At 70.2% G+C, this 23341-nt stretch carries 24 protein-coding genes; 19 read left to right on the top strand and 5 right to left on the bottom strand.

Going from position 1 to position 23341, the window contains the following annotated elements:
- Positions 1-25 precede the first annotated feature (25 nt).
- Entirely contained in the window at positions 26-898 is an 873-nt protein-coding gene (gene dapF / locus ASD93_RS07710) for a diaminopimelate epimerase (protein ID WP_056121059.1), read from the top strand.
- A 41-nt stretch (positions 899-939) separates the two neighbouring features.
- Here dapF and ASD93_RS07705 read toward each other — a convergent pair whose 3' ends face one another.
- Positions 940-1581, bottom strand: a complete 642-nt coding sequence (locus tag ASD93_RS07705; protein WP_056121056.1) for a class I SAM-dependent methyltransferase — start codon at positions 1579-1581, stop codon at positions 940-942.
- Positions 1582-1686: 105 nt separating this feature from the next.
- Between ASD93_RS07705 and hflX the strand changes: the two genes are divergently transcribed.
- On the top strand, positions 1687-3216 hold the full coding sequence (hflX, locus tag ASD93_RS07700; protein WP_056121054.1) for a GTPase HflX: 1530 nt from the start codon (positions 1687-1689) through the stop codon (positions 3214-3216).
- On the opposite strand, the gene ASD93_RS07695 is transcribed toward hflX, so the two are convergent.
- Complete coding sequence (locus tag ASD93_RS07695) at positions 3213-5132, bottom strand: prolyl oligopeptidase family serine peptidase (protein WP_056121052.1); 1920 nt, start codon at positions 5130-5132, stop codon at positions 3213-3215. The genes hflX and ASD93_RS07695 overlap by 4 nt on opposite strands.
- 213 nt (positions 5133-5345) lie before the next feature.
- Between ASD93_RS07695 and ASD93_RS07690 the strand changes: the two genes are divergently transcribed.
- On the top strand, positions 5346-6305 hold the full coding sequence (locus ASD93_RS07690; RefSeq protein ID WP_056121050.1) for a methylenetetrahydrofolate reductase: 960 nt from the start codon (positions 5346-5348) through the stop codon (positions 6303-6305).
- Positions 6302-8638, top strand: coding sequence for a 5-methyltetrahydropteroyltriglutamate--homocysteine S-methyltransferase (gene metE / locus ASD93_RS07685; RefSeq protein ID WP_056121048.1), 2337 nt, complete (start codon positions 6302-6304; stop codon positions 8636-8638). The genes ASD93_RS07690 and metE overlap by 4 nt, the downstream gene beginning before the upstream one ends.
- Here the strand turns inward: metE and ASD93_RS07680 are convergent.
- Together ASD93_RS07680 and lexA are read right to left on the bottom strand one after the other, a co-directional pair.
- Entirely contained in the window at positions 8635-10098 is a 1464-nt protein-coding gene (locus ASD93_RS07680; RefSeq protein WP_056121046.1) for a hypothetical protein, read from the bottom strand. The genes metE and ASD93_RS07680 overlap by 4 nt on opposite strands.
- Positions 10099-10155: 57 nt before the next feature.
- Positions 10156-10836 (bottom strand): transcriptional repressor LexA, encoded by a 681-nt coding sequence (gene lexA / locus ASD93_RS07675; RefSeq protein ID WP_056121045.1) that lies wholly within the window; start codon positions 10834-10836, stop codon positions 10156-10158.
- Positions 10837-11107: 271 nt separating this feature from the next.
- Between lexA and ASD93_RS07670 the strand changes: the two genes are divergently transcribed.
- From ASD93_RS07670 to ASD93_RS07640, 7 genes are all read left to right on the top strand, one after another.
- Positions 11108-11494 carry a LysM peptidoglycan-binding domain-containing protein gene (locus ASD93_RS07670; protein ID WP_056121043.1) on the top strand — a complete coding sequence of 129 codons (387 nt, stop codon included), beginning with the start codon at positions 11108-11110 and terminating at the stop codon, positions 11492-11494.
- 14 nt (positions 11495-11508) lie between these two features.
- A complete protein-coding gene (locus ASD93_RS07665; protein ID WP_200950643.1) occupies positions 11509-12603 on the top strand; it encodes a histidinol-phosphate transaminase in 1095 nt (364 codons plus the stop codon).
- Positions 12600-13208 carry an imidazoleglycerol-phosphate dehydratase HisB gene (hisB, locus tag ASD93_RS07660; RefSeq protein WP_056121038.1) on the top strand — a complete coding sequence of 203 codons (609 nt, stop codon included), beginning with the start codon at positions 12600-12602 and terminating at the stop codon, positions 13206-13208. The genes ASD93_RS07665 and hisB overlap by 4 nt, the downstream gene beginning before the upstream one ends.
- A complete protein-coding gene (hisH, locus tag ASD93_RS07655) occupies positions 13205-13855 on the top strand; it encodes an imidazole glycerol phosphate synthase subunit HisH (protein ID WP_056121036.1) in 651 nt (216 codons plus the stop codon). Before hisB ends, hisH begins: the two co-directional genes overlap by 4 nt.
- 55 nt (positions 13856-13910) lie before the next feature.
- Positions 13911-14657, top strand: a complete 747-nt coding sequence (priA, locus tag ASD93_RS07650) for a bifunctional 1-(5-phosphoribosyl)-5-((5-phosphoribosylamino)methylideneamino)imidazole-4-carboxamide isomerase/phosphoribosylanthranilate isomerase PriA (RefSeq protein ID WP_056121035.1) — start codon at positions 13911-13913, stop codon at positions 14655-14657.
- Entirely contained in the window at positions 14641-15408 is a 768-nt protein-coding gene (locus ASD93_RS07645) for an SseB family protein (protein ID WP_056121033.1), read from the top strand. The genes priA and ASD93_RS07645 overlap by 17 nt, the downstream gene beginning before the upstream one ends.
- A gap of 111 nt (positions 15409-15519) precedes the next feature.
- A complete protein-coding gene (locus tag ASD93_RS07640; protein ID WP_056121031.1) occupies positions 15520-16911 on the top strand; it encodes a pyridoxal phosphate-dependent decarboxylase family protein in 1392 nt (463 codons plus the stop codon).
- On the opposite strand, the gene ASD93_RS07635 is transcribed toward ASD93_RS07640, so the two are convergent.
- Positions 16908-17285: a DUF1844 domain-containing protein gene (locus tag ASD93_RS07635; RefSeq protein ID WP_414843709.1), complete on the bottom strand. Its 378-nt coding sequence runs from the start codon at positions 17283-17285 to the stop codon at positions 16908-16910. The two genes, ASD93_RS07640 and ASD93_RS07635, sit on opposite strands and share 4 nt — an antisense overlap.
- 272 nt (positions 17286-17557) lie before the next feature.
- Between ASD93_RS07635 and infC the strand changes: the two genes are divergently transcribed.
- The 8 genes from infC (at position 17558) to ASD93_RS07595 (ending at position 23312) form a co-directional block, all read left to right on the top strand.
- Entirely contained in the window at positions 17558-18214 is a 657-nt protein-coding gene (gene infC / locus ASD93_RS07630) for a translation initiation factor IF-3 (RefSeq protein WP_082569367.1), read from the top strand.
- A 69-nt stretch (positions 18215-18283) separates the two neighbouring features.
- Positions 18284-18478: a 50S ribosomal protein L35 gene (rpmI, locus tag ASD93_RS07625; RefSeq protein WP_056121027.1), complete on the top strand. Its 195-nt coding sequence runs from the start codon at positions 18284-18286 to the stop codon at positions 18476-18478.
- A gap of 29 nt (positions 18479-18507) precedes the next feature.
- On the top strand, positions 18508-18891 hold the full coding sequence (gene rplT, locus ASD93_RS07620; protein ID WP_056121025.1) for a 50S ribosomal protein L20: 384 nt from the start codon (positions 18508-18510) through the stop codon (positions 18889-18891).
- Between the two features lie 96 nt (positions 18892-18987).
- The gene (locus ASD93_RS07615) at positions 18988-19785 is read left to right on the top strand and encodes a TrmH family RNA methyltransferase (RefSeq protein ID WP_056121024.1); all 798 of its coding nucleotides are present in this window, start codon (positions 18988-18990) and stop codon (positions 19783-19785) included.
- Positions 19786-19871: 86 nt separating this feature from the next.
- The gene (locus ASD93_RS07610; protein WP_414843708.1) at positions 19872-20657 is read left to right on the top strand and encodes an amino acid ABC transporter ATP-binding protein; all 786 of its coding nucleotides are present in this window, start codon (positions 19872-19874) and stop codon (positions 20655-20657) included.
- A 118-nt stretch (positions 20658-20775) separates the two neighbouring features.
- A complete protein-coding gene (locus tag ASD93_RS07605; RefSeq protein ID WP_056121020.1) occupies positions 20776-21687 on the top strand; it encodes a glutamate ABC transporter substrate-binding protein in 912 nt (303 codons plus the stop codon).
- Between the two features lie 66 nt (positions 21688-21753).
- On the top strand, positions 21754-22401 hold the full coding sequence (locus ASD93_RS07600) for an amino acid ABC transporter permease (RefSeq protein ID WP_056121017.1): 648 nt from the start codon (positions 21754-21756) through the stop codon (positions 22399-22401).
- On the top strand, positions 22398-23312 hold the full coding sequence (locus ASD93_RS07595) for an amino acid ABC transporter permease (protein WP_056121015.1): 915 nt from the start codon (positions 22398-22400) through the stop codon (positions 23310-23312). Before ASD93_RS07600 ends, ASD93_RS07595 begins: the two co-directional genes overlap by 4 nt.
- Positions 23313-23341 lie beyond the last annotated feature (29 nt).

Here is a 23341-nt window from a genome sequence, read left to right as displayed (position 1 = left end):
CGACGCGCGCCTCTAGACTTGGGGCATGCCGCAGACCGTCGCGTTCACCAAGGGGCACGGCACCGGAAACGATTTCGTCATCATCCCCGATCCCGACGGGATGCTCGAGCTCTCCGACGATCAGGTCGCCGTGCTGTGCGACCGCCGTTTCGGCATCGGCGGCGACGGGATCCTCCGCGTCGTGCGCGCGTCGGTGATCGACGAAGGAGCTCAGGCCGCGGCATCCGGAGCCGAGTGGTTCATGGACTACCGCAATGCCGACGGATCACCCGCCGAGATGTGCGGCAACGGGATCCGCGTCTTCGCGCGGTACCTCGCCGAGGTCGGCTGGGCCTCGCTCGACGGCGAGCCACTCGCCATCGGAACCCGCGCCGGCGTCAAGGCGGTGACGCGAAGCGACCTCGGCCTCGAGGTCGACCTCGGAGCATGGCGCGTCGAGGGTGACGACGTGCTCGTGCGCGCGCGGGGGATCGGCGCAGCCCGACCCGGCCTCGGCATCGACGTCGGCAACCCCCACATCGTCGTCGCGCTCCCCGACACGCGTGAGCTCGAGGGCCTCGACCTCACCGTCCTGCCGCAGCTGCACCCGGAGCCTGCGCACGGAGCGAACGTCGAATTCGTCGTCCCGAGCGATCCGCTCGTCCAGGACGGTGTGGGATCCATCCGCATGCGGGTTTTCGAGCGTGGCGTCGGCGAGACGCTCAGCTGCGGCACCGGCGTGGCGGCGGCCGCTCTGGCGGTGCGCCACTGGGCGGGGCCGGCCGCGCCGGATCACTGGACCGTGGAGGTGCCCGGCGGAACGCTCGGTGTGCGGATGCCGCTCGTCGGCGACGAGCATCACGTGCTGCTCTCCGGCCCGGCGACCCTCGTCTACTCGGGCGAGGTCACGCTGGCCTGAGCCCGCGCCGGCGCGAGACCCGCCCGCGCTGATCGCCTGCGTCAGGGAAGGGTGATCGCCTCGGTCGGCGGCGTGCCGTGCCGTCGCACCTTGATCACGCGGAATCCGCGCCCGGTCGCGGCGCGGTGCACGCTGTAGCCGCGCTCGAAGGTCGCGGTCAGCCAGCGCTGCAGCGAGTCCGATCCGAGGTTGCGCTGCACGACAAGCCACGCATCGGCGCGCTCGTCGAGCCGGGGGATCCAGCGGTCGAGGAGTCCGTGCAGCTCGTTCTTGCCGACCCGGATCGGCGGATTCGAGCGGATCGTGCGGAACGAGATGTCGTCGGGAACATCGTCGGGCAGCACGGCGTTGACATTGTCGAGGCCGAGCGCGGCGGCGTTGCGGCGAACGAGATCGAGCGCCCGCTCGTTCACGTCGACCGCCCACACCGTGGCGTGGGGAGATTCGAGTGCGAGCGTCAGCGCGATGGGTCCCCACCCCGAGCCGAGGTCCAGCAGATTCCCACCGCGTGGCGGCGGGGGAGTGTTGCCGAAGAGCACCGCGGTGCCCGAGTCCACGTGATCGGGGCTGAAGACACCGCCTGCGGTCGTCACCTCGACATCACGGCCGGCGAGGGTGACGCGGATGCGGCGGAGGTTCTCGGGACTGGCGGGCGATGCACTGAAGTAGTGTTCACTCCCCATGGCTGATGAGCCTAGCGGAGGAGCTCCCCGGCACGGGAGGCTAGAATTCACGGATGCCTCGAACCGGCCGATGACGCCGGGAAAGCATCAGTTCGAGAGGAACGAATGACGGATACGACAACCCCCCAGAGCACCGACGAGACGCCGGTGGACCCGGTGGATCGCGTGCTGGCGCGCGCCGATGCGCGATCCGGGGTGCGCGTGTTCGGCGCCGCTCAGGCGCTGCAGGACGAGGCCACCACCGGCAGCGGCGACACCGACGGCGACCAGTGGGACCGCGAGGAGCGCGCTGCGCTTCGCCGCGTTCCGGGTCTCTCGACCGAGCTCGAGGACGTCACCGAGGTCGAGTACCGGCAGCTCCGTCTGGAGAACGTCGTCCTCGTCGGCGTGCATCCGCAGGGCGAGCAGGAAGACGCGGAGAATTCGCTCCGCGAGCTCTCCGCCCTCGCCGAGACCGCGGGCGCCGTCGTGCTCGACGGTGTGCTCCAGCGCCGGCCGCATCCCGACCCCGCGACCTACGTCGGCCGCGGCAAGGCGCAGGAGCTGCGGGACATCGTCGCAGCGGTCGGCGCCGACACGGTCATCGCCGACACCGAGCTCGCGCCGAGCCAGCGCCGCGCGCTCGAGGACGTCGTCAAGGTGAAGGTCATCGATCGCACGACCGTGATCCTCGACATCTTCAGCCAGCACGCCAAGAGCCGCGAGGGCAAGGCGCAGGTCGAGCTCGCGCAGCTCGAGTACCTCCTTCCGCGCCTCCGCGGCTGGGGTGACTCGATGAGCCGTCAGGCCGGTGGCCAGGTCGGCGCCGGCGGCGCGGGCATGGGCTCGCGCGGTCCCGGTGAGACCAAGATCGAGCTCGACCGTCGACGCATCCGCACCCGCATGGCGCAGCTGCGCCGACAGATCCGCGACTTCGCGCCGGCGCGCGACGCCAAGCGGGCCGAGCGCAAGCGGCACACGATCCCTTCGGTCGCCATCGCCGGCTACACCAACGCCGGCAAGTCGAGCCTGCTCAACCGCCTCACGAGCGCCGGCGTGCTCGTCGAGAATGCCCTCTTCGCGACGCTGGATGCCACGGTTCGCCGCTCCGAGACGACCGACGGACGCGTGTACACGCTCACCGACACGGTCGGCTTCGTGCGCAACCTCCCGCATCAGCTCGTCGAGGCGTTCCGCTCGACCCTCGAAGAGGTCGGGGGCTCGGACGTGATCGTGCACGTGGTGGACGGATCGCACCCCGACCCGGCCGCACAGCTGGCGACGGTGCGCGATGTGATCGGCGACGTCGGAGGACGCGACATTCCGGAGCTGGTGGTCTTCAACAAGGCCGACCTGGTCGACGAGGACACACGGCTGGTGCTGCGCGGCCTCGAGCCGAAGGCGCTCTTCGCGTCGTCGCGCACGGGGGAGGGCATCGAGGAGCTGCGCGCGGCCATCGAGGCGGCTCTGCCGCTTCCGGCGGTGGAGCTCGAGGTGCTCGTGCCCTACGACCGTGGAGACCTCGTCTCGGCGATCCACGAGCAGGGCATGATCCTGTCGCAGGCGCACGAAGCAGGGGGCACGGCGGTGCACGCCCGCGTCGGGGAGCATCTCGCGGCGCGCCTCGCGCCGTTCCTTCTCGCGCGCCCGAGCTAGTCCAGGTCGAGGGGCTCGACGCCCTCGGGCTCGAACCCGAGGACCTTGCCGAGGAACGCGATCTCGGCTTCGAGCTGGCGCACGACGGTCTCCGCCCGGCGGAAGCCGTGCCCCTCGCCCTCGAACGCCAGGTAGGCGTGCGGGACGCCGTTCTGCTGGAGCGCGTCCCGCACGGCCTCGGACTGCGAGGGCGGTACGACGCGGTCGTCCAATCCATGCTCGATGAGCAGCGGCGTTCGCAGCCGATCGAGGCGGGACAAGGGCGATCGCGCGATATACAGCGCCTCCGCTCCCGGCAGCGGACCGACCATCGAGTCGAGATAGCGTGCTTCGAAGTCGTGCGTGTCTTCGGCCAGGCGGCGCAGATCGGCGACGCCGTACCTGCTGATCCCCGCCGCGAAGGTGTCGTCGAGCGTCAGCGCGCACAGCACGGTCCAGCCCCCCGCAGAGCCGCCGGCGATTGCGAGGCGCCCGGGATCGGCGGCACCCGAGCGCGCGAGGCCCGTCGCCGCGGCGATCACGTCGTCGACATCGACGACACCCCATTGTCCGAGCAGGCGCTCGCGGTAGGCGCGGCCGTAGCCGCTGGACCCGCCGTAGTTCACGTCGAGCACGCCGATCCCACGGCTGGTGAAGAAGGCGATCTTGCCGGATGCCGCTCCGCCGACATGTGCTGTCGGACCGCCGTGGACGAGCACGAGGTACGGCGGCTTCTCCTCCGCGGGAGCGGTGACCTCCGGATTCGTCGGCGGGTAGTCGAAGGCGTGGACCGGACCGCGCGGCCCTTCGAACGTCACGGCGCGGGCCTGCGGCATCCACTCTGCGCCCCAGGGCGATTCGCCGCCCATCACGGTGCGGCTGGCGGCGGGCTCGTCGACGTCGACGTCCCACAGCGCGGTGCCGTCGTCTCCCGCTCCGCTCACGAGGACCCGTGAGCCGCGGGCATCCTCGATCGACAGCCCTGCGACACCCGCGCACGGGATGCCGCGCACGTCCTCGCCGTCGATCAGGACGAGCTCGTCGGCGCCGTGCGTGCGGATGGCCACCACCCGGCCGTCGTCGAGCACGGCGAACCAGCGCTGCCCCAGCACCCACAGCGGACCGCCGGTGTCCGCGTCGGCGGGGGCGATCGGCCGGTGTTCGAGATCGGCGTTGAGTCGCAGCCTCCAGAGGTTCCAGCGGCCTGTCGGATCGTCGGCGTAGAGCAGATCGTCGTCGCCGATCCACCGGGGCTGAAGCGGTGCCGTCGCGCCTCCCGCCACGGTGGTCCATTCGGCCACGACACCGTCCTCGAGGCGACCGACGCGCAGCTCCGTGCGATCCCACGGCATGGCGGGATGGTTCCACGCGATCCATGCCAGATGCGATCCGTCGGCGGAGAGCGACGGATGAGCGAGGAAGTGGCTGTCCCCGACGAGCGACGACAGGAGGGCAGCATCCTTCGCTGCGCGTCCGTCGATGGGGATCTCGACGATGTCACGATGCGGCACGGCCGACGCCCCGTGCACCTCGCGCACGGCGAGCAGCCGGCCGTGCTGCCATGTCAGCCCACCGAAGCGCATGTCGCCGACGACGGGCGTGAGCGGCCGCGGGGCACCACCCCGGCCGACCGCCCAGACCCGCTGGTCGCCCTTCTCGACGAACACGAGAGCATCATCCTCGACGGTGGTCCACGAGCCGCCGCCGTACTCGTGCACGCGCGAGCGTGCGCTCCACGGCACGGCGATGACATCGGAGACCGCGCCGGATGCCGTGCGCCGCCGGACCGCGGTGCGCCCGGCCTCCTCGGCGACCGTCTCGCCCCACCAGATCTCCTCGCCGACGTAGCGCGCGCCCTCGATCCGCGGCGAGGCCGCCGACACCGCCCGTGCGGACAACGGGGAAGGCCAGGTTCCGTAGGGCAGGGGAGTGCTCACGACACCACGGTACGGCGAAACACAAGGTCATAGGGAGGGGGTTGCGCGCGGCGCTGGGCTAGCTTGGACCCATCGTCGCCCGGGGGTTCTCCTCGGGCAGGGAGCGACAGCCGAGCCCGGCACCCGCCCGCGATGACACCGCGTCCCCGTCGCCCGGGTGGCGCGTCCGTCCGCGGCCGCCCGGCCTCCGTCCCCCGACCCCGAGAGCACGCCATGTCGATCGATCTCAGCGCCCCTCCGGTGCCGTTCTCGTTCGAGGTGTACCCGCCGAAGTCCGAGGCCGGAACCCTCGCGCTCCACGAGACGATCCTGCGTCTGGCCGAGGTCGGGCCGCGATTCATCTCGGTGACCTACGGTGCGGGCGGTTCGACGGGCGGGCGCTCGCTCGACCTGCTGCGCCACATCCTGCGCGAGACGCCGGTGGCGCCTCTGGCGCACCTCACCTGCGTCGGCAACACCTATGCCGGGGCGAATGCGCTCATCCGCGAGTTCCTCGACGCCGGGGTCACGAGCTTCCTCGCTCTGCGCGGCGACCCGCCGACCGGCGCCGAGGACGCGGAGGCGTTCCTCGGCGACCTCGAGAGCTCCGCACAGCTGGTTCAGCTCATCGACCGCGTGCAGGCGGAGCGCGAGCCCTACACGGAGCAGGCGATCCCGGGTGTTCCCGGAGCGGTGCGCGTCGAGCCGCGACCGAAGGTCGACATCGCGGTGGCGGCGTTCCCGAACGGACACCCCAGGTCGCGGCATCCGCGCGAGCACATCGATGCCCTCCTCGCGAAGCAGGCCGCCGGCGCCACCCTCGCGATCACCCAGCTCTTCTTCCATGCCGACGACTACCTCGCGTTCGTGCAGCGTTCCCGCGAGGCGGGCGTGACGATTCCGATCCTGCCGGGGATCATGCCGATCACGTCTCCCGGACGCCTGCGCCGCGTGCTCGAGCTCAGCGGCGAAGAGCTGCCTTCCGAGCTCGCCATCGCACTGGAGGTCGAGCCGACGCCCGAAGGGCAGCGCGCGCTCGGCGTCGCCCATGCGGCCGACCTCGCACGCGACGTCGTCGCCGGCGGGGCCCCCGGCGTGCATCTCTACGCCTTCAACAGCCACGACACGGTGCTCGCGGTCCTCCGCGACGCCGGCATTCTCACCCACCCCCTCGAACAGGAGGCCGCACGATGACCGACACCACCCCCGAATTCCCCCGCGGAACGATCCTCGGCTACCCGCGGATCGGACGCCGTCGCGAGCTCAAGCGCGCGGTCGAATCGCACTGGAGCGGCAAGACGGACGAGCAGACGCTCGAGGCCACCGCGGCCGACCTGCGGCGCGCGACCCGGGAGCGCCTCGCCGAACTCGGCCTCGGTCGCGCCGACTCCTCGATCCCCGAGTCGTTCTCGTACTACGACCAGGTCCTCGACGCCGCCCTCGCCGTCGGCGCCCTTCCGGAGCGCTTCGCCGACCTGCGCGGCGCCGACGGCACGGTCGGCCTCGATGCGTACTTCACGGCTGCCCGGGGCGCCGGCGAGAACGCCCCGCTCGAGATGACCAAGTGGTTCGACACGAACTACCACTACCTCGTCCCGGAGATCGGGCCCGAGACGTCGTTCGCCCTGTCGAACGACCGCTTCGCGCGTCAGGTGGCCGAGGCCAAGGCCGACGGCTTCACGGTCCGCCCCGTCATCGTGGGTCCGGTCACGCTCCTCGCGCTCGCGAAGGCGTCGGATGCCGCACCCGACGGCTTCGATCCGCTCAGCCGCCTCGACGACCTGCTCCCCGTCTACGCCTCGCTGCTCGCCTCGCTGCTCGCCGCCGGCGCCGAGTGGGTGCAGCTCGACGAGCCCGCCCTCGTGAGCGAGAGCCTCCCCGCGTCGACCGCCGAGCTCGCCGCGGCCGCACAGCGCGCCTACGCCGTCCTCGGCGGCGCGTCCGACCGCCCGGCGATCCTCGTGACCGCGGGCTACGCGCAGCTCTCCGCCGAGGCGTGGATCGCACTCGCCGGCTCGCCCGTCGAGGCGCTCGCGATCGACCTCACCCGCGGCGCGGTCCCCGCTGCCGCGCCGGGGCTCGAAAGCAAGGTCCTCGTCGGCGGTGTGATCGACGGCCGCAACATCTGGCGCGGCGACCTCGCCGGCGCGTGGGGCAAGCTCCAGGCTCTCGAGGAGCTGGGAGCGGCGCAGGTCTCCGCCGGCACGTCGACATCGCTGCAGCACGTGCCGCACGATGTCGCCGACGAGTCCGCTCTCGAGCCTCGACTCGCCTCGTGGCTCGCGTTCGCCGACCAGAAGACCGCCCAGGTGGTCACCTTGGCCCGTGGCCTCGCGGAGGGAGCCGCGGCGATCGCCGACGACGTGGCTGCGGCATCCGACGCCCTCGCCGACCGTCAGAGCGCACCCGGCGTGCGCGACGGCGCCGTGCGCGCGCGCGCCGCCGCCCTCACGGCGGACGACTTCGCCCGCGGAGACTACGAGGCGCGCGTGGCGGCCCAGGATGCCGCACTCGGCCTCCCCGTGCTGCCGACGACGACCATCGGGTCGTTCCCGCAGACCGGCGACATCCGCCGCGCCCGCGCCCGCCACGGCAAGGGCGAGATCACGACCGAGGAGTACGAGCAGTTCCTCCGCGACGAGATCGCGCGCGTCGTGACGCTCCAGGAGGACCTCGGGCTCGACGTCCTCGTCCACGGCGAGGCCGAGCGCAACGACATGGTGCAGTACTTCGCCGAGAACCTCGACGGGTTCGACGTGACCGAGAACGGCTGGGTGCAGTCGTACGGCTCCCGCGCGACGCGTCCGTCGATCCTGTGGGGCGACGTGTCGCGTCCGGCCCCGATCACGGTCGCGTGGTCGGCCTTCGCGCAGTCCCTCACCGACAAGCCCATGAAGGGCATGCTCACGGGTCCGGTGACGATCCTCGCCTGGTCGTTCGTGCGCGACGACCAGCCGCTGGCCGATACCGCCAACCAGGTCGCCCTCGCCCTGCGCGACGAGATCGCCGACCTCGAGACCGCGGGAATCTCGGTCATCCAGGTCGACGAGCCGGCGCTGCGCGAGCTGCTGCCGCTCAAGAAGGCCGCTCAGCCCGCGTACCTCGAGTGGTCTGTCGGATCGTTCCGACTCGCCACAGCCGGCGCGGCCGAGGCCACGCAGGTGCACACCCACCTCTGCTACTCGGAGTTCGACGTCGTCATCGACGCGATCGCGGCCCTCGACGCCGATGTCACCTCGATCGAGGCGGCCCGCAGCCGTGGAGAAGTCATCGGCGACATCGCCGAGTCGGGCTTCACCCACGGCATCGGACCCGGCGTCTACGACATCCACTCGCCCCGCGTGCCGTCGGTGGCGGAGGTCGCCGAGCTTCTCGACCGCGCCGCGACCGAGCTGCCGCTGCGCCAGGTGTGGGTCAACCCTGACTGCGGTCTCAAGACCCGCGGCTACGACGAGACCGTCGAGTCGCTGCGCAACATCATCGAGGCGACGCGGTCGATCCGCGACAAGGTCGGTGCGGCGGTCTAGCCCTTCGCACCCTTCTTGGAGGTGGATGCCGCGGCCCCGGTGGTCGCGGCATCTGCCGTTTCGACCACCACGACCTCATCGACGACGACGATCGCGTCGGGATCGATGATCTCGGACGCCTCCACCTCCGCTTCGGCCTCCGCCTCGGCGTGCTCCTCTGCGCGGCGCTGGAGGAGCTCGAGGATCCAGGCCACCACGAACGCGACGACGATGACGAGCACGATGTCGCCGAACGACAGCGGACGCAGGGCGAAGAGCCACAGCACCGCGAGGACCGCGATGGCCGTGCGCACGAGCACCTTGTGGCGCGCGAGCCAGCCGCCGAAGCCTCCGGTGTCGAGCCCGCGCGAGGCGAGCTGGCGACGGGCAGAGGAGTTCAGCCCGCGAACGGCCCCACGGGCGCCTTCAGCCGCGGCGGAGCGTCCCATCGCCCAGCCGAGGAGAGCGACGAACACACCGAGCACGCTGAGCACGACGGCCGTCTGGGCCATTGAGGCGACCAGCTGGTCGTAGATCACGTTGAGAGCCGAGGGAGACAGGCTCAGGTCGCCGGCGACGATGCCGACGGCGGTATCGCCGATCGACAGGGTGACCGCCAATGCGCCCGCGCCGATGGCGATCGCGAGGCCGGTGCCGAGCACGGCGACGCTGCGCCGGCGGGCGATGGCGATGCCCAGCCCGAAGAGAACGAGCGTGATCACGGGCAGCCACCACCCGAGGGTCGTGGCCAAGGCGTACGCTGTGCGGATCGCGGCGAGGTTGTCGCCCTCGCCGATGATGACGACGCGGTCGATCTCCGGAATGAGCTGAGCGGCACTGACCCCTCGGTCGACGAGCCGCTGCTTGACGTTGTCGACGATCGCCCCGAGCTGGATGCCCACACCCTCGTCGGTGCGCACGACGAGGCCGCCGCCGTCCGAGGTCGCCGCGGTGGTCAGGGCCCGGTGGGCGGCTCTCGTCGCGGTCGCCCAGACGTCGGAGAAGGCATCCGATCGGACGACGCGGGTGACTGCCTCGTTGACGAGGTTCTCCAGTCCGTCGGCCGCAGGTGCCTGGAGCAGCCCGAGCGCCTGCGCGGCGCGGGGCGGGAAGCCGTCGATCGAGGTGATGCCGTCGAAGACGTTCGCAGTCAGCTCGTGGAAATCGACCTTGGCGTTCACCGCCTCCATGGTCTCGTCGATGATCATCGACTGCACGGCGGCGTCGTCGACGAGCGGTGCCAGCGTCGCGACGAAGGCGTCCTCCTCCACAAGCTGAACGCGTGCCCACGCTGAGACGATCGACACCGGGACCAGGATCGCGGCGACCACGATGCAGATGGCCGAGACGATCGCACGCCATCGACTGCCCGTCGGACGGGGTTTCGCCGGGGCGTCGGCCGCAAGACGGGCGTTCTCGGACTCCAGCTCGCGGATGCGCGCGGTCAGAGCCTGGGCATCCGCGCTGTCGATGTCGCTCATGGCGACATTCTGGCCGACCTGCGCCCTGCTGCGCTAAGGATCACCCGTCACGGGTGATCAGATCGCGCGCAGCACCGCCACGACTTTGCCCAGGACGACGGCGTCGTCGCCGAGGATGGGCTCGAACGCGGAGTTGCGCGGGAGGAGCCAGGTGTGTCCGTCTCGCTGACGGAACGTCTTGACCGTGGCCTCGTCGTCGAGCATCGCCGCGACGATGTCGCCGTTCTCGGCATCCGGTTGAGAGCGCACCACGACCCAGTCTCCGTCGCAGATGGCGGCGTCGATCATGGACTCGCCCGACACCTTCAGCATGAACAGGTCGCCCTTGCCGACGAGCTGCCGGGGGAGCGGGAAGATCTCTTCCACCTGCTGCTCGGCGGTGATCGGCACGCCGGCGGCGATCCTGCCGACGAGCGGGACGAGCGCGGCGTCGCCGACCGACGGCGCGGAATCGGCCGGATTCTCGGTCGCGAAGCCGGGAAGATCGATGAGCACCTCCATCGCACGGGTCTTGCCGGCGTCGCGGCGCAGATAGCCGCTCAGCTCGAGCTGGTTGAGCTGGTGCGTCACGCTCGACAGGGACTTGAGGCCGACGGCGTCGCCGATCTCGCGCATGCTCGGCGGGTAGCCGTACCGGACGATCGACCGCTGGATGACCTCGAGGATCGCGCGCTGCTTGTCGCTCAGGCTCTTGCGGCGCCGCGTCTGCGGTCGTTCGCGCCCTGTGGCGTCGCTCATGTCCGGCTCCTGTCTCGCCGTCCACGGGGGCCCGTGGAGTGCAGCGGTCTTCGAATGTCGGAGGCCCGTGGTGGGGTACTCGTATCGAAACCGTATCCGGCTTCGACCGCCGAACGGGGCAGCATCACCGCGTGTCGCGTTCGATGGATCGTCGCCGGATCCGGCTGTTGACATCGTAGAGCATCGAAGATAACTTCGGTACAGAGATTCGCATCCATCGCTCCCGGCCGAGCGGCGGATGCGAATCTCCCCCCACTCAGAGGAGCAGATCATGACCGCGATCAGCATCACCACACCGGCACTGAGCCGACGCTCGTTCTCGCGGGCCGCGAACGGCACGCGCCTGCGTCTGACGGTGCGCGGCCGGCGGGTGCTGGCTGCGATCGCGGCGCTGCCCGCGGTCATCGCGATCGCGGTCGCCATGGTCTCCGGGGGTTCCGCTCTCGCGTCGCGCGACGCCGGCGCACCCGCCGGCTCGTTCGAGACCGTGACGGTGTTCCACGGCGACTCGCTGTGGACCATCGCCGAGGAAGTCGCGCCGCAGGCCGACCCGCGTGATGTGGTCGACGCCATCGTCCGCCTGAACGCGCTCGAGGGCGTGACGCTCCAGGCAGGTCAGACGCTCGCGATCCCGGCGGAATACGCCACGGAGCGCTGAGTCCGCGCTCTACCATGGGAGGGGTGAGTCCCCACCTCGAAGACCTGCCCCTGCGCGACGATCTGCGCGGTATGACGCCGTACGGCGCGCCGCAGGCACCTCTGCCCGTCGCTCTCAACGTGAACGAGAACACGCATCCCGTTCCGCAGGAGGTCGCCGACGACATCATGGACTCGATCGCACTCGCGCTGCGCGACGTCAACCGCTACCCGGATCGTGAGTTCACCGATCTGCGCGAAGGGTTCGCGGACTATCTCGGCCATGGCCTCACGCGTGAGCAGATCTGGGCCGCCAACGGCTCCAACGAGGTGTTGCAGCACGTCCTGCAGGCGTTCGCCGGGCCCGGACGCACGGCGTTCGGATTCGCTCCGACCTACTCGATGTATCCGCTCCTCGCGCGCGCCACCGGCGCCGAGTGGATCGCGGGAACGCGCGGCGCCGATTACACGGTCGACGCCTCCGACGCTGCCGCGCAGGTGGCGGATGCCGCGCCCGACGTCGTCTTCCTCTGCGCGCCGAACAACCCGACCGGCACCCCGCTCGGCCTCGACGTCATCGAGGCGGTGTACGACGCCGCGCCCGGAGTCGTGGTCGTGGACGAGGCGTACTTCGAGTTCGCTCCCCGCGATGAGCGGTCCGCCCTCACGCTCCTGCCCGGCCGGGAGCGGCTGGTCGTGTCGCGCACGATGAGCAAGGCATTCGCGTTCGCGGGGGCCCGCGTCGGCTATCTCGCGGCCGATCCGGCGTTCGTCGACGCACTCCGCCTGGTGCGACTCCCGTATCACCTGAGTGCGCTGACGCAGGCGGCGGCATCCGCTGCTCTCCGTCACGCGTCCACGATGCTGCGCATGGTGGACGAGATCGTCTCGCAGCGCGATCGCATCTCGGCCACGGTCGAGGCGCTCGGGTACACGCCGCACGAATCCTGGACGAACTTCGTCCTCTTCGGCGGCGTCGCCGACCCGGCCGCCACCTGGCAGGCACTGTACGACCGCGGCGTGCTGATCCGCGACGTCGGGATCCCGCAGCACCTGCGCGTCACGGCGGGCACCGAGGATGAGACGACCGCGTTCCTCGACGCGCTCGCCTCGGTAGGATCGAACGCATGAGCGCCGCCCCGCGTACCGCGTCCCTCCGCCGCTCCACGAGCGAGTCCACCGTCGAGCTCGAACTCGACCTGGACGGCTCCGGTCGCAGCCGCATCGACACCACCGTGCCGTTCTTCGACCACCTGCTCACCGCCTTCGCGAAGCACTCGCTCACCGACCTCACCGTGCGAGCGTCGGGCGACACCGACATCGACGCCCACCACACCGTCGAGGACATCTCGATCGTGCTGGGGCAGGCGATCCGCGAGGCGCTCGGCGACAAGTCGGGCATCTCCCGCTACGGCGACGCTCTCGTGCCCCTCGACGAGGCGCTCGCGCAAGCTGTCGTCGATATCAGCGGACGGCCCTACCTCGTGCACACCGGAGAGCCTGCGGGCTTCGAGCACCACCTCATCGGCGGCCACTTCACCGGCTCTCTCGTGCGCCACACCTTTGAGGCGATCGCGTTCAACGCCGCTCTCACCGTGCATGTCAGGCTGATCTCGGGACGCGATCCCCACCACATCGCCGAAGCGGAATACAAGGCGTTCGCGCGCGCGTTCCGGCAGGCCAAGGCGCTCGACCCGCTCGTGGACGGAATCCCCAGCACGAAGGGCGCTCTGTGAGCTCCAGACCCGTCGTCGCGGTGCTGGACTACGGATCCGGCAACGTCCACTCCGCGGTCAAGGCGCTCGATGCCGCCGGTGCCGATGCGCGCCTGACTTCCGATCGCGGACTCGTCCGCGATGCGGACGGTCTCGTCGTGCCCGGGGTCGGGGCGTACAGCGCGGTCATGCAAGCGCTGCGCGCGATCCGCGGCGACGAGCTCATCGAGCGGCGGCTGGCCGGCGGGCGGCCCGTGCTCGGAATCTGCGTCGGGATGCAGGTGCTGTTCGAACGCGGCGTCGAACGGGGCGTCGACACCGAGGGCATGGGGGAGTGGCCGGGCGCGGTCACCGAGCTCGACGCCGCGGTGCTGCCCCACATGGGCTGGAACACCGTCGACCCCGGCGAGGGCTCGCGCCTGTTCCGCGGCATCGAGGACGAACGGTTCTACTTCGTGCACTCGTTCGGCGCGCAGCACTGGACCCTCGACGTCCAGCCGCCGTTCCCGCAGCCCGCGCTCACGTGGTGCACGTACGGTCAGCCGTTCCTCGCAGCCGTCGAGAACGGTCCCCTGTCGGCGACCCAGTTCCACCCCGAGAAGTCGGGGGATGCCGGCATCCGGCTTCTCGCGAATTGGATCGACGGCCTCCGCGGGGCTACCCTCTGAGATCGTGCCGTCTACGGGAGCTCTCCTCTTCCGAGACCTTCCCGCACGAGGAGCCATGAACGATTTCGCCTCAACACCCGAGCTGATCCTGCTGCCCGCCGTCGACGTCGCCGACGGCAAGGCCGTGCGCCTGACACAGGGGGAGGCGGGCACCGAGACGAGCTACGGCGACCCCGTCGACGCCGCTCTGGACTTCGCTCGTCAGGGTGCGCAGTGGATCCACCTGGTGGACCTCGACGCCGCCTTCGGCCGCGGATCGAACGCCGGCATCATGCGCAAGGTCATCAAGCAGGTGCGCGGCGTGCAGGTCGAGCTGTCCGGCGGCATCCGTGACGACCGCACGCTCGAAGCCGCGCTCGAGAGCGGTGCAGCGCGCATCAACCTCGGCACCGCGGCCCTGGAGAATCCGGAGTGGGCAGCGGACGTCATCGGCCGCTACGGCGACGTCATCGCCGTCGGCCTCGATGTGCGCGGCACGACACTCGCCGCTCGCGGCTGGACCCGCGAGGGCGGAGACCTGTGGACCGTGCTGGATCGCCTCGAGTCGGCGGGGTGCAGCCGCTACGTCGTCACGGACGTCACCAAGGACGGCACGCTGCAGGGGCCGAACGTCGAGCTGCTGCGTGAGATGACCTCGCGCACCCCGAAGCCGATCGTCGCGTCGGGAGGCGTGTCGAGCCTCGACGACATCGCGGCGCTGCGCGACCTCGTCCCGCTCGGCGTGGAGGGGGCGATCGTGGGCAAGGCGCTCTACGCCGGCGCCTTCACGCTCGCCGAGGCGCTGGATGTCGCCGGACACTGACCCCCACGCGGACTCCGCCGGCGTCCCCTGGGAGGGTCGCAGCTTCCACGCGAACCCGCATTCGGGCGACGACGGTTCGGCCGACCCCGCGCTGCTCGCCGCGCTCCTCGCGTTCCGCGACGGGTCGGGCGGTCAGACCGAGGTCGTCGACGCGTATCGAGCGGCGCGCCTGCTGATCCCGCTCCTGGCAGAGAAGGGCGATGAGGGCATCGGCGCCCATGGACTGGCGGTCGACAAGACGCAGGAGCTCTCGATCGTCACGGTCGCCGCCCCGGACGGCCGCCGGGTGCTGCCCGTGTTCACATCGGTCGACGCAATGAAGCGGTGGGATGCCTCTGCCCGCCCGGTGCCTGCTGACGGCACGCGCACCGCGGCCGCCGCATCCGCCGACGACACGGACCTCATCGTCATCGACCCCGGTTCGACCACCGAGTTCGTCCTGCGTCGGCCGGCCCTCTGGGCGATCGCGCAAGGCAATTCCTGGGAGCCGAGCTTCGTGTCGCCCGAGGTCTTCGCGGGACTTCAGGAGAGCATCGGCGGCGAGCTCGCGGTGATCGATCTCGCCGTCGAGCCCGGTGACCCCGACGCGCGCCTGCGGGGCCCTGAGCTCGTCGTGCGCCTGCACCTCATCCACGGACTCGAGAAGGTCGAGCTCGACGCGGTGCTCTCGCGCCTGGCGACCCGATGGGCGGCGGACGACCGCATCGCGGTGCTGGTCGACTCGCTCACCGTCAAGCTCGTCCGCGCCTGACACGTATCCGGCGCGCCACGCGGCTCTCTTCTCCAGGAGTCGGCGATCCTGCCGTGGCCTCTTGCCGCGTTCCGCCGACCGGCGGAGGATCGGCTCGGCGGAAGGGAAGTCATGGACGTCACGATGAGGCAGCAGTACCGCGAGGCGCTGGAGGTCGCGCACCGTCGCGCGGCGGAGTGGCTCGACACTGTGGATGAGCGTCCGATCCGGCCGGAGCTCGATGTCGACGGAATGCTCGCGCGCCTGGTCCGGGATCTTCCCGACGGCGGCGCGGACGCGGCCGCGGTCGTGGATGAGCTGGCAGAGGCATCCGGCCCGGGGCTCATGGCGATGGGGTCGTCGCGGTTCTACGGTTTCGTCATCGGAGGCGCGTACCCCGCCTCTCTCGGCGCGGACTGGCTCGTCTCGGCGTGGGATCAGAACACCGGATCGCGTCAGCCGACGCCGGCGACGGCCGCCGTTGAGGAGGTCGCGGCCACGTGGCTGCTCGACATCCTGTGCCTGCCCGCCGCCAGCGGCCTCGGCTTCACCACGGGCGCGACCATGGCCAACACCTCGTGCCTCACCGTGGGGCGCGACGCCCTGCTGCGGCGTGCCGGCGCGGATCCGCTCGCGGGCCTGCAGGCCGGCCCTCGGATCAGATTCCTCGCGGGCGGGGCCGTGCACACCTCGGCGGTGCTGGGCGGGCGCCTGGCGGGCCTGGGCGAGCCCGTCACGGTGGGCGCCGACGGTGAGGGGCGCATCGACGTCGCAGGGCTCGAGCGCGCGCTCGCCGCGGACGACGCACCGGCGATCGTCGCGCTGCAGGCCGGCGACGTGCACTCCGGCGCGTTCGACGACTTCGCGTCAGCGATCGCCATCGCGCACGAGGCGGGAGCCTGGGTGCACGTCGACGGAGCGTTCGGGCTGTGGGCGGCCGCCAGCCCTCGGCTGCGGCACCTCACCGAGGGCGTCGCCGATGCGGACTCCTGGGCGACCGACGCGCACAAGACGCTCAACGTCCCCTACGACTGCGGCCTCGCGATCGTCCGGGACGAGGCCGCCATGACGGCGTCGCTCGGCGCGCACGCGGCGTACCTGCCGACGGTGGAGAGCATCTCCGACCCCTACGACCGCGTGACCGAGCTCTCCCGCCGGGCGCGCGGCGTCCCGGTGTGGGCGGCGCTGCGCACGCTGGGACGGTCCGGTGTCGCTCGCCTCGTCGAGGGGCTGGCGGATGCCGCGGCCGCCCTGGCCCAAGGGTTCGAGGGCATTCCTGGCCTCGAGGTCGTCAACGACGTCGTCTTCACCCAGGTGTGCCTCGCGGCGCGCGACGACGCGGAGACGGCCGCGCTCGGGGAGTGGCTGCGCGCCGAGGGGACCGTGTGGGCCTCGTCCTCGACGTGGCACGGGCGTACCGTCGTGCGCTTCGCGGTGAGCAACTTCGGCACCGGCGAGGAGGCGGTGCGCCGGACGATCGACGCCGTCGCGCGCGGCGCGGCGGCGCTCGGCATCCGGGACTAGGTGACCGGTCCGGTCCACTTCTCGCCGGGGCCCTTGCCGATCGGGTCGGGGATGGTCGACGCCTCACGGAACGCGAGCTGGAGCGAGCGCAGGCCGTCGCGCAGGGACCGCGCGTGCATGTCGCTGATCTCGGGAGCACCCGCGGTGATGAGGCCGGCGAGGGCGTTGATGAGCTTGCGGGCTTCGTCGAGGTCGGTCTGCGTGGCGGGATCGTCCGCGAGGCCGACCTTCACGGCGGCGGCGCTCATCAGGTGCACGGCGGCGGTCGTGATGACCTCGACCGCGGGGACGTCGGCGATGTCGCGCGTTGCGGCCGATGCCGAGCGTTCCTGTTCCTCCCAACGGGCGTGGCGGTCGTCGTCTGAGGGCGGAATCGTGGTCACGCGCTTCTCTCTGCTAGACTCGTGCGGGCTCCGGTGCGTTCTGCTCCGGATCGAAAGAGGATCACATCCCACCCGCGCTTGCCGTTCCAGGCTACCGGGTCACGCACTCCGTCCCGACCGCGCAGCGTTCGGGGCAGATGCTCGCGAGCGGAGAACCGTGCGCGACGACAGGGTGCAGAAGCCGGCGCTGAGCGCCGAGCGGGTGGAATGAACTCCTCTTCAGCCCGCGTCACGTCCCATGTGCCGCGGTGGCCGACATCCGTATGAAAGAGGAGTTCCGCATCAGCGATCCCCGCACCAACGACCGCATCCGCGTCCCCGAGGTCCGCCTCGTCGGACCCGCGGGTGAGCAGGTCGGCGTCGTCCGCATCGAGGTGGCGCTGCGCCTGGCCCAGGAGGCCGACCTCGATCTCGTCGAGGTGGCCCCGAACTCGAAGCCGCCCGTGGTCAAGATCATGGACTACGGCAAGTTCAAGTACGAGGCTGCGCAGAAGGCCAAGGAAGCGCGTCGCAATCAGGCGAACACCGTCCTCAAAGAGGTCCGGTTCCGTCTGAAGATCGAGGCCCACGACTACATCACCAAGCTCAAGCGCGCCGAGGGCTTCCTGCAGTCGGGAGACAAGGTCAAGGCCATGATCCTGTTCCGCGGTCGCGAGCAGTCGCGTCCCGAGCAGGGTGTGCGCCTTCTCCGCAAGTTCGCGGAGGACGTCGCCGAGTTCGGCACCGTCGAGTCGAACCCGACGATCGACGGCCGCAACATGGTGATGGTGGTCGCCCCGCACAAGAACAAGTCCGAGGTGAAGACCGAGCAGAACGCTCAGCGCGCCGCGAACAAGGAAGCCGCACGTTCGGCTCGTACCGGCCCCGGCGCGTCAGACGACGACGCCGCGGTCGAGACCGAGGCCGCCACGGCCGAATAGGCCCCACATACTCCCGCCAGGCGGGACCCGACTCCCGCCTGGGCGGGAAGTGAAACGAAGGAAGAAGAGATGCCGAAGCAGAAGACCCACTCGGGTGCCAAGAAGCGCTTCAAGGTCACCGGTAGCGGCAAGCTGATGAAGCAGCAGGCCGGTATGCGCCACAACCTCGAGGGCAAGTCGTCGCGCCGCACGCGCCGCCTCAACCAGGAGCAGGTCCTGGCCCCGGGTGACGCCAAGGTCGCAAAGAAGCTCCTCGGCCTCTGAGCGCCGACGCACGATAGGAAACAGAAGAAATGGCTAGAGTCAAGCGGGCGGTCAACGCCCACAAGAAGCGTCGCGTCATCCTCGAGCGCGCCTCCGGTTACCGGGGTCAGCGTTCGCGTCTGTACCGCAAGGCGAAGGAGCAGGTCACCCACTCGCTCGTCTACGCGTACCGCGACCGTCGCAAGCGCAAGGGCGACTTCCGCCGCCTGTGGATCCAGCGCATCAACGCTGCGAGCCGCCAGAACGGCATCACGTACAACCGCTTCATCCAGGGCCTCGGCCTCGCGGGCGTGCAGGTCGACCGTCGTATGCTCGCCGAGCTCGCCGTGAACGAGCCCGCGGTCTTCACGTCGCTCGTCCAGACGGCCAAGGCCGCGCTGCCCGAGAACGTCAACGCTCCCAAGAGCGCCTGACCTCTCCCTTCCGAAAGGGCGTCCTCCGCACGGAGGGCGCCCTTTCGTCGTCCCGTCATGACGGGGATCGGGATGCCGCGACCCTAGACTGATCCCGTGCTCGAGAACCCTCGCTCTCCGCGCGTCCGCGCCGTCGCGAAGCTGACGAAGCGCAGCGCCCGCCAGGAGACCGGACTGTTCCTCCTGGAGGGCCCGCAGTCCGCGCGAGAAGCGCTGGGTCACCGTCCTGACACCCTCGTCGAGGTCTTCGCGACCCCGGCGGCCCTCGAGCGCCACGCCGACGTGCGCGAGGCGGCGCGCGACGCGGGAATCGAGGTCGTCTTCACGACGGAAGCGGTGCTCGACGCGATGGCCGACACGGTCACGCCGCAGGGGATCGTGGCTGTGGCCCGGCAGGCGCCGACGTCGGTGCGCGAGGTCTTCGCCGCGATGCCCCGTCTCGTCGCCATCTGCGAGGAGGTGCGTGACCCGGGCAATCTCGGCACGATCATCCGGGCAGCGGATGCCGCGGGCGCTGACGCCGTCATCCTCACCGGCCGCACCGTCGACCCCTACAACCCCAAGGTCGTGCGCGCCACGACAGGGTCCCTCTTCCACGTGCCCGTCGCCGTCGGCGTCGACCTGGCGTCCGCCGTCGAGAAGGCCCACGCCGCGGGCGTGCGAGTGATCGCGGCGGATGTCGGCGGCGGGGACTTCCTCGCGTCTCGGAACCTGCTCGCCGAGCCCACCGCGTGGCTGTTCGGCAACGAGGCGCGTGGCCTCGAGGAGTCCGCCCTCGCGCTGGCCGATCTGTCGCTGCGGCTCCCGATCTACGGGGCTGCGGAGTCGCTGAACCTCGCCACAGCCGCGAGCGTGTGCCTCTACGAGACGGCGTTCGCGCAGCGGGCCGGCTGATCCCGGCGTCCTGTTACAACACGGTTAAGACGCGGTTCAACCCCTGGTAGAGCGTCCCGGCCCGGTCCTAGGGTCGACGTATGACGATGGATGACAGCGCTGCACCCAAGACGTCGAACATCACCGTGCGACGCGGCGATCCGCTGGTCGAGATCACCGACGTCCAGAAGCACTACGGCGAGTTCCAGGCGCTCAAGGACATCGACCTCACGGTGAACCGCGGCGAGGTGGTCGTCGTCATCGGGCCGTCAGGCTCGGGCAAATCGACCCTGTGTCGCACGATCAACCGTCTCGAGACGATCACGAGCGGCACGATCAAGATCGACGGCAAAGAGCTGCCGAAGGAGGGCAAGGAGCTCGCGGCGCTGCGTGCGGACGTCGGCATGGTCTTCCAGTCGTTCAACCTCTTCGCGCACCTGACGATCCTCGACAACGTCACGCTCGGGCCGATCAAGGTCAAGGGCATGAAGAAGGCGGATGCCGAGAAGCTCGGCAGGCAGCTCCTCGATCGCGTCGGCGTCGGCCCTCAGGCGGCCAAGCTGCCGGCGCAGCTCTCGGGCGGACAGCAGCAGCGCGTGGCGATCGCCCGCGCGCTGGCGATGCAGCCGAAGGTCATGCTCTTCGACGAGCCGACGAGTGCGCTCGATCCCGAGATGATCAACGAGGTCCTCGACGTGATGGTCGGTCTCGCGCAGGACGGCATGACCATGATCGTCGTCACCCATGAGATGGGCTTCGCCCGCAAGGCCGCGGACCGCGTGGTCTTCATGGCGGACGGGCAGATCGTCGAAGAGGCGACCCCCGAGGAGTTCTTCACGAACGCGCAGAGCGACCGCGCGAAGGACTTCCTCTCGAAGCTCCTGACCCACTGACCGGGTCAGGCCAGGAGACCCAGGAGAAACCCCAGCACCACAATTCGCACGACAGCCCGCACGGACCCGAAACGTCGGACATACGGAACCAGTACGCACACAGCAACCAGGAGGAAACATGCGTAAGACACGGATCATCACGGGTATCGGCATCTCGGCGATCGCGATTCTCGCGCTCACCGCGTGCAACAGCGGCACGCCGGGCGCGGACCCGAGCGACGGCGGAGACGGCGGCGACGGCGGCACGGCGAGCGGCCAGCCCTGGGAGGTGGCGACGGACGTCACGCTCGAGGGCAGCCCCACGTTCGACGCGATGACCGAGCGCGGAGGCGTCGTCATCGGCGTGAAGAACGACCAGCCGAACCTCGGCTACGAGGACGCGACCACGGGCGAGCGTTCAGGCTTCGACGTCGACGTCGCCCGCTGGATCGCGGCGTCGCTCGGGTTCGACGAGGACCAGATCGAGTACGTCACGATCCCCTCCGCCAACCGCGAGCAGGCGCTCGTGAACGGCGACATCGACTACTACGTCGGCACCTACTCGATCACCGACTCCCGCAAGGAGCAGATCGACTTCGCAGGCCCGTACTTCATCACCGGACAGGGCCTGCTCGTCGCGGCTGACAACGAGGACATCAACGGTCCCGACGACCTCGCTGGCAAGGTGGTCTGCTCGGTGACCGGTTCGACCTCGCTGCAGCGGATCCGCGACGAGTACCCGGAGGCCGAGACCACCGAGTTCGAGACGTACTCGGCGTGCATCGAGCAGCTGAAGAACGGGCAGGTCGACGCGATCACGACCGACGAGGCGATCCTCGCCGGGTACGTGCAGCAGGACCCCGAGGCGCTCAAGCTCGCGGGTGAGCCCTTCAGCGAGGAGCGCTACGGCGTCGGCATCGCCAAGGGCGACGCCGCCCTGCAGGAGCACATCAACACTGTGTTCACCGACGGCGGCGACATCTGGCAGGCGATCTTCGACGCCAACCTCGCCGAATCCGGTATCGCGGGCGAGCAGCCCGCGGTCGACTGATCCCACGGGTCCCGGGGGCGTGAGCCCCCGGGACCCTCACCTTCAACGACACGCGAGAGGAGCGCCGTGGGCGTCATCACCGACAACCTCCCCATCTGGGGGGAGGCGCTATGGGGCACCCTCGCCCTGTTCCTGTGGGGCGGGCTCATCGCGCTCGTTCTCGGATTCATCGTCGGCGCGATGCGCGTCTCGCCGATCCCCGTCGCCCGCGCTGTGGGCACGGCCTATGTCAACATCATCCGCAACACCCCGCTGACGCTGGTGTTCTTCGCCTTCGCGTTCGCGGTGCCGATCCTGCTCCAGGTGCGGATGCCGTTCTTCTTGCTCGCCGTCATCGCGCTGGGCATCTACACGGCCACGTACGTCGCCGAGACCATCCGGTCCGGGATCAATACGGTGCCCGTCGGACAAGCCGAGGCCGCACGCGCCCTCGGGCTGCCCTTCGGCAAGGTGATGACACTCGTGATCCTCCCGCAGGCCTTCCGCTCGGTCATCCCGCCCATGATGAGCGTGTTCATCGCGCTCCTGAAGAACACGACGGTCGCCGCCGGGTTCTCGGTGGTCAACCTCGGATCGATCCGCAACTATCTCAGCGAGGACGGAGCGAATCAGATGGTCGTGATCCTGTGGGTCATGGTGATCTTCGTGGCGCTCGTCCTGCTGCTGTCGTGGGCGCAACGCGCACTCGAGAACCGTTGGAGGGTGGCGCGATGAGTTCGGTCCTCTATGACGTTCCCGGTCCCCGGGCGATCGCACGCAACCGCGTCCTCGGCGTGCTCACGGTGCTCGTCGTCCTCGCCTTCCTGGGCTGGCTGATCTGGCGCCTGTGGGCGACGGGGCAGCTCAGTGCCGAGAAGTGGTACGCCTTCACGTTCTCGAACGTGTGGGTTCAGTTCGGCCTCGCCACGCTGCGGACCCTGGCGGCATTCGCCGCCGCAGCCGTCGGCGCCTTGGTGCTCGGCTTGGTGCTCGCCATCGGCCGCATGTCCGACCATGCGTGGATCCGGTGGCCGTTCACGGTCGTCGTCGAATTCTTCCGCGCTGTGCCGGTTCTGGTCTTCATGTTCCTGCTCTACTACGGGCTACCGGTGATCGGCGTGAAGATGTCGCCGTACTGGGCCGTCGTGATCGCGCTCGTCGCGTACAACGGATCGGTGCTGGCCGAGGTCATCCGCGCCGGAGTCGAGTCGTTGCCCCGCGGACAGCGGGAAGCGGGCTATGCCCTCGGCCTGCGCAAGGCGGGCGTCATGCGACTCGTGCTTCTGCCGCAGGCCATCCGCGCGATGATGCCGGTCATCATCGCGCAGCTGGTCGTCACCTTGAAGGACACCGCGCTGGGCTTCATCATCACGTACCCCGAGCTGCTGTTCTACGCGAAATACCTCGGCAACCAGGCGAACCTCGATTCGCCGATCATCCCGGCCACCATGGTCGCGGGAGCGATCTACATCACCCTGTGCCTCATCCTCTCGTTCGTCGCGAACACGGTCGAGAAGCGGCTGCGCAGCTCGGCGAAGACGCCGCGGGTCGCCGACGCGAACCAACCGACTCAGGAGATCACCGACACCGAGCTGATCATCGCGCAGAAGGGCGCTGGGAAGTACGGGCAGGGCGGGGTCGCCTGATCGCGGCCGGGCGGGGCGGGGCATCCGCC

The organism is Microbacterium sp. Root180 (assembly GCF_001428485.1).
Taxonomy (GTDB): domain Bacteria; phylum Actinomycetota; class Actinomycetes; order Actinomycetales; family Microbacteriaceae; genus Microbacterium.
The sequence above is the reverse complement of the archived record's forward strand: the minus strand, read 5'-3'. Positions and strand labels throughout refer to the sequence as shown.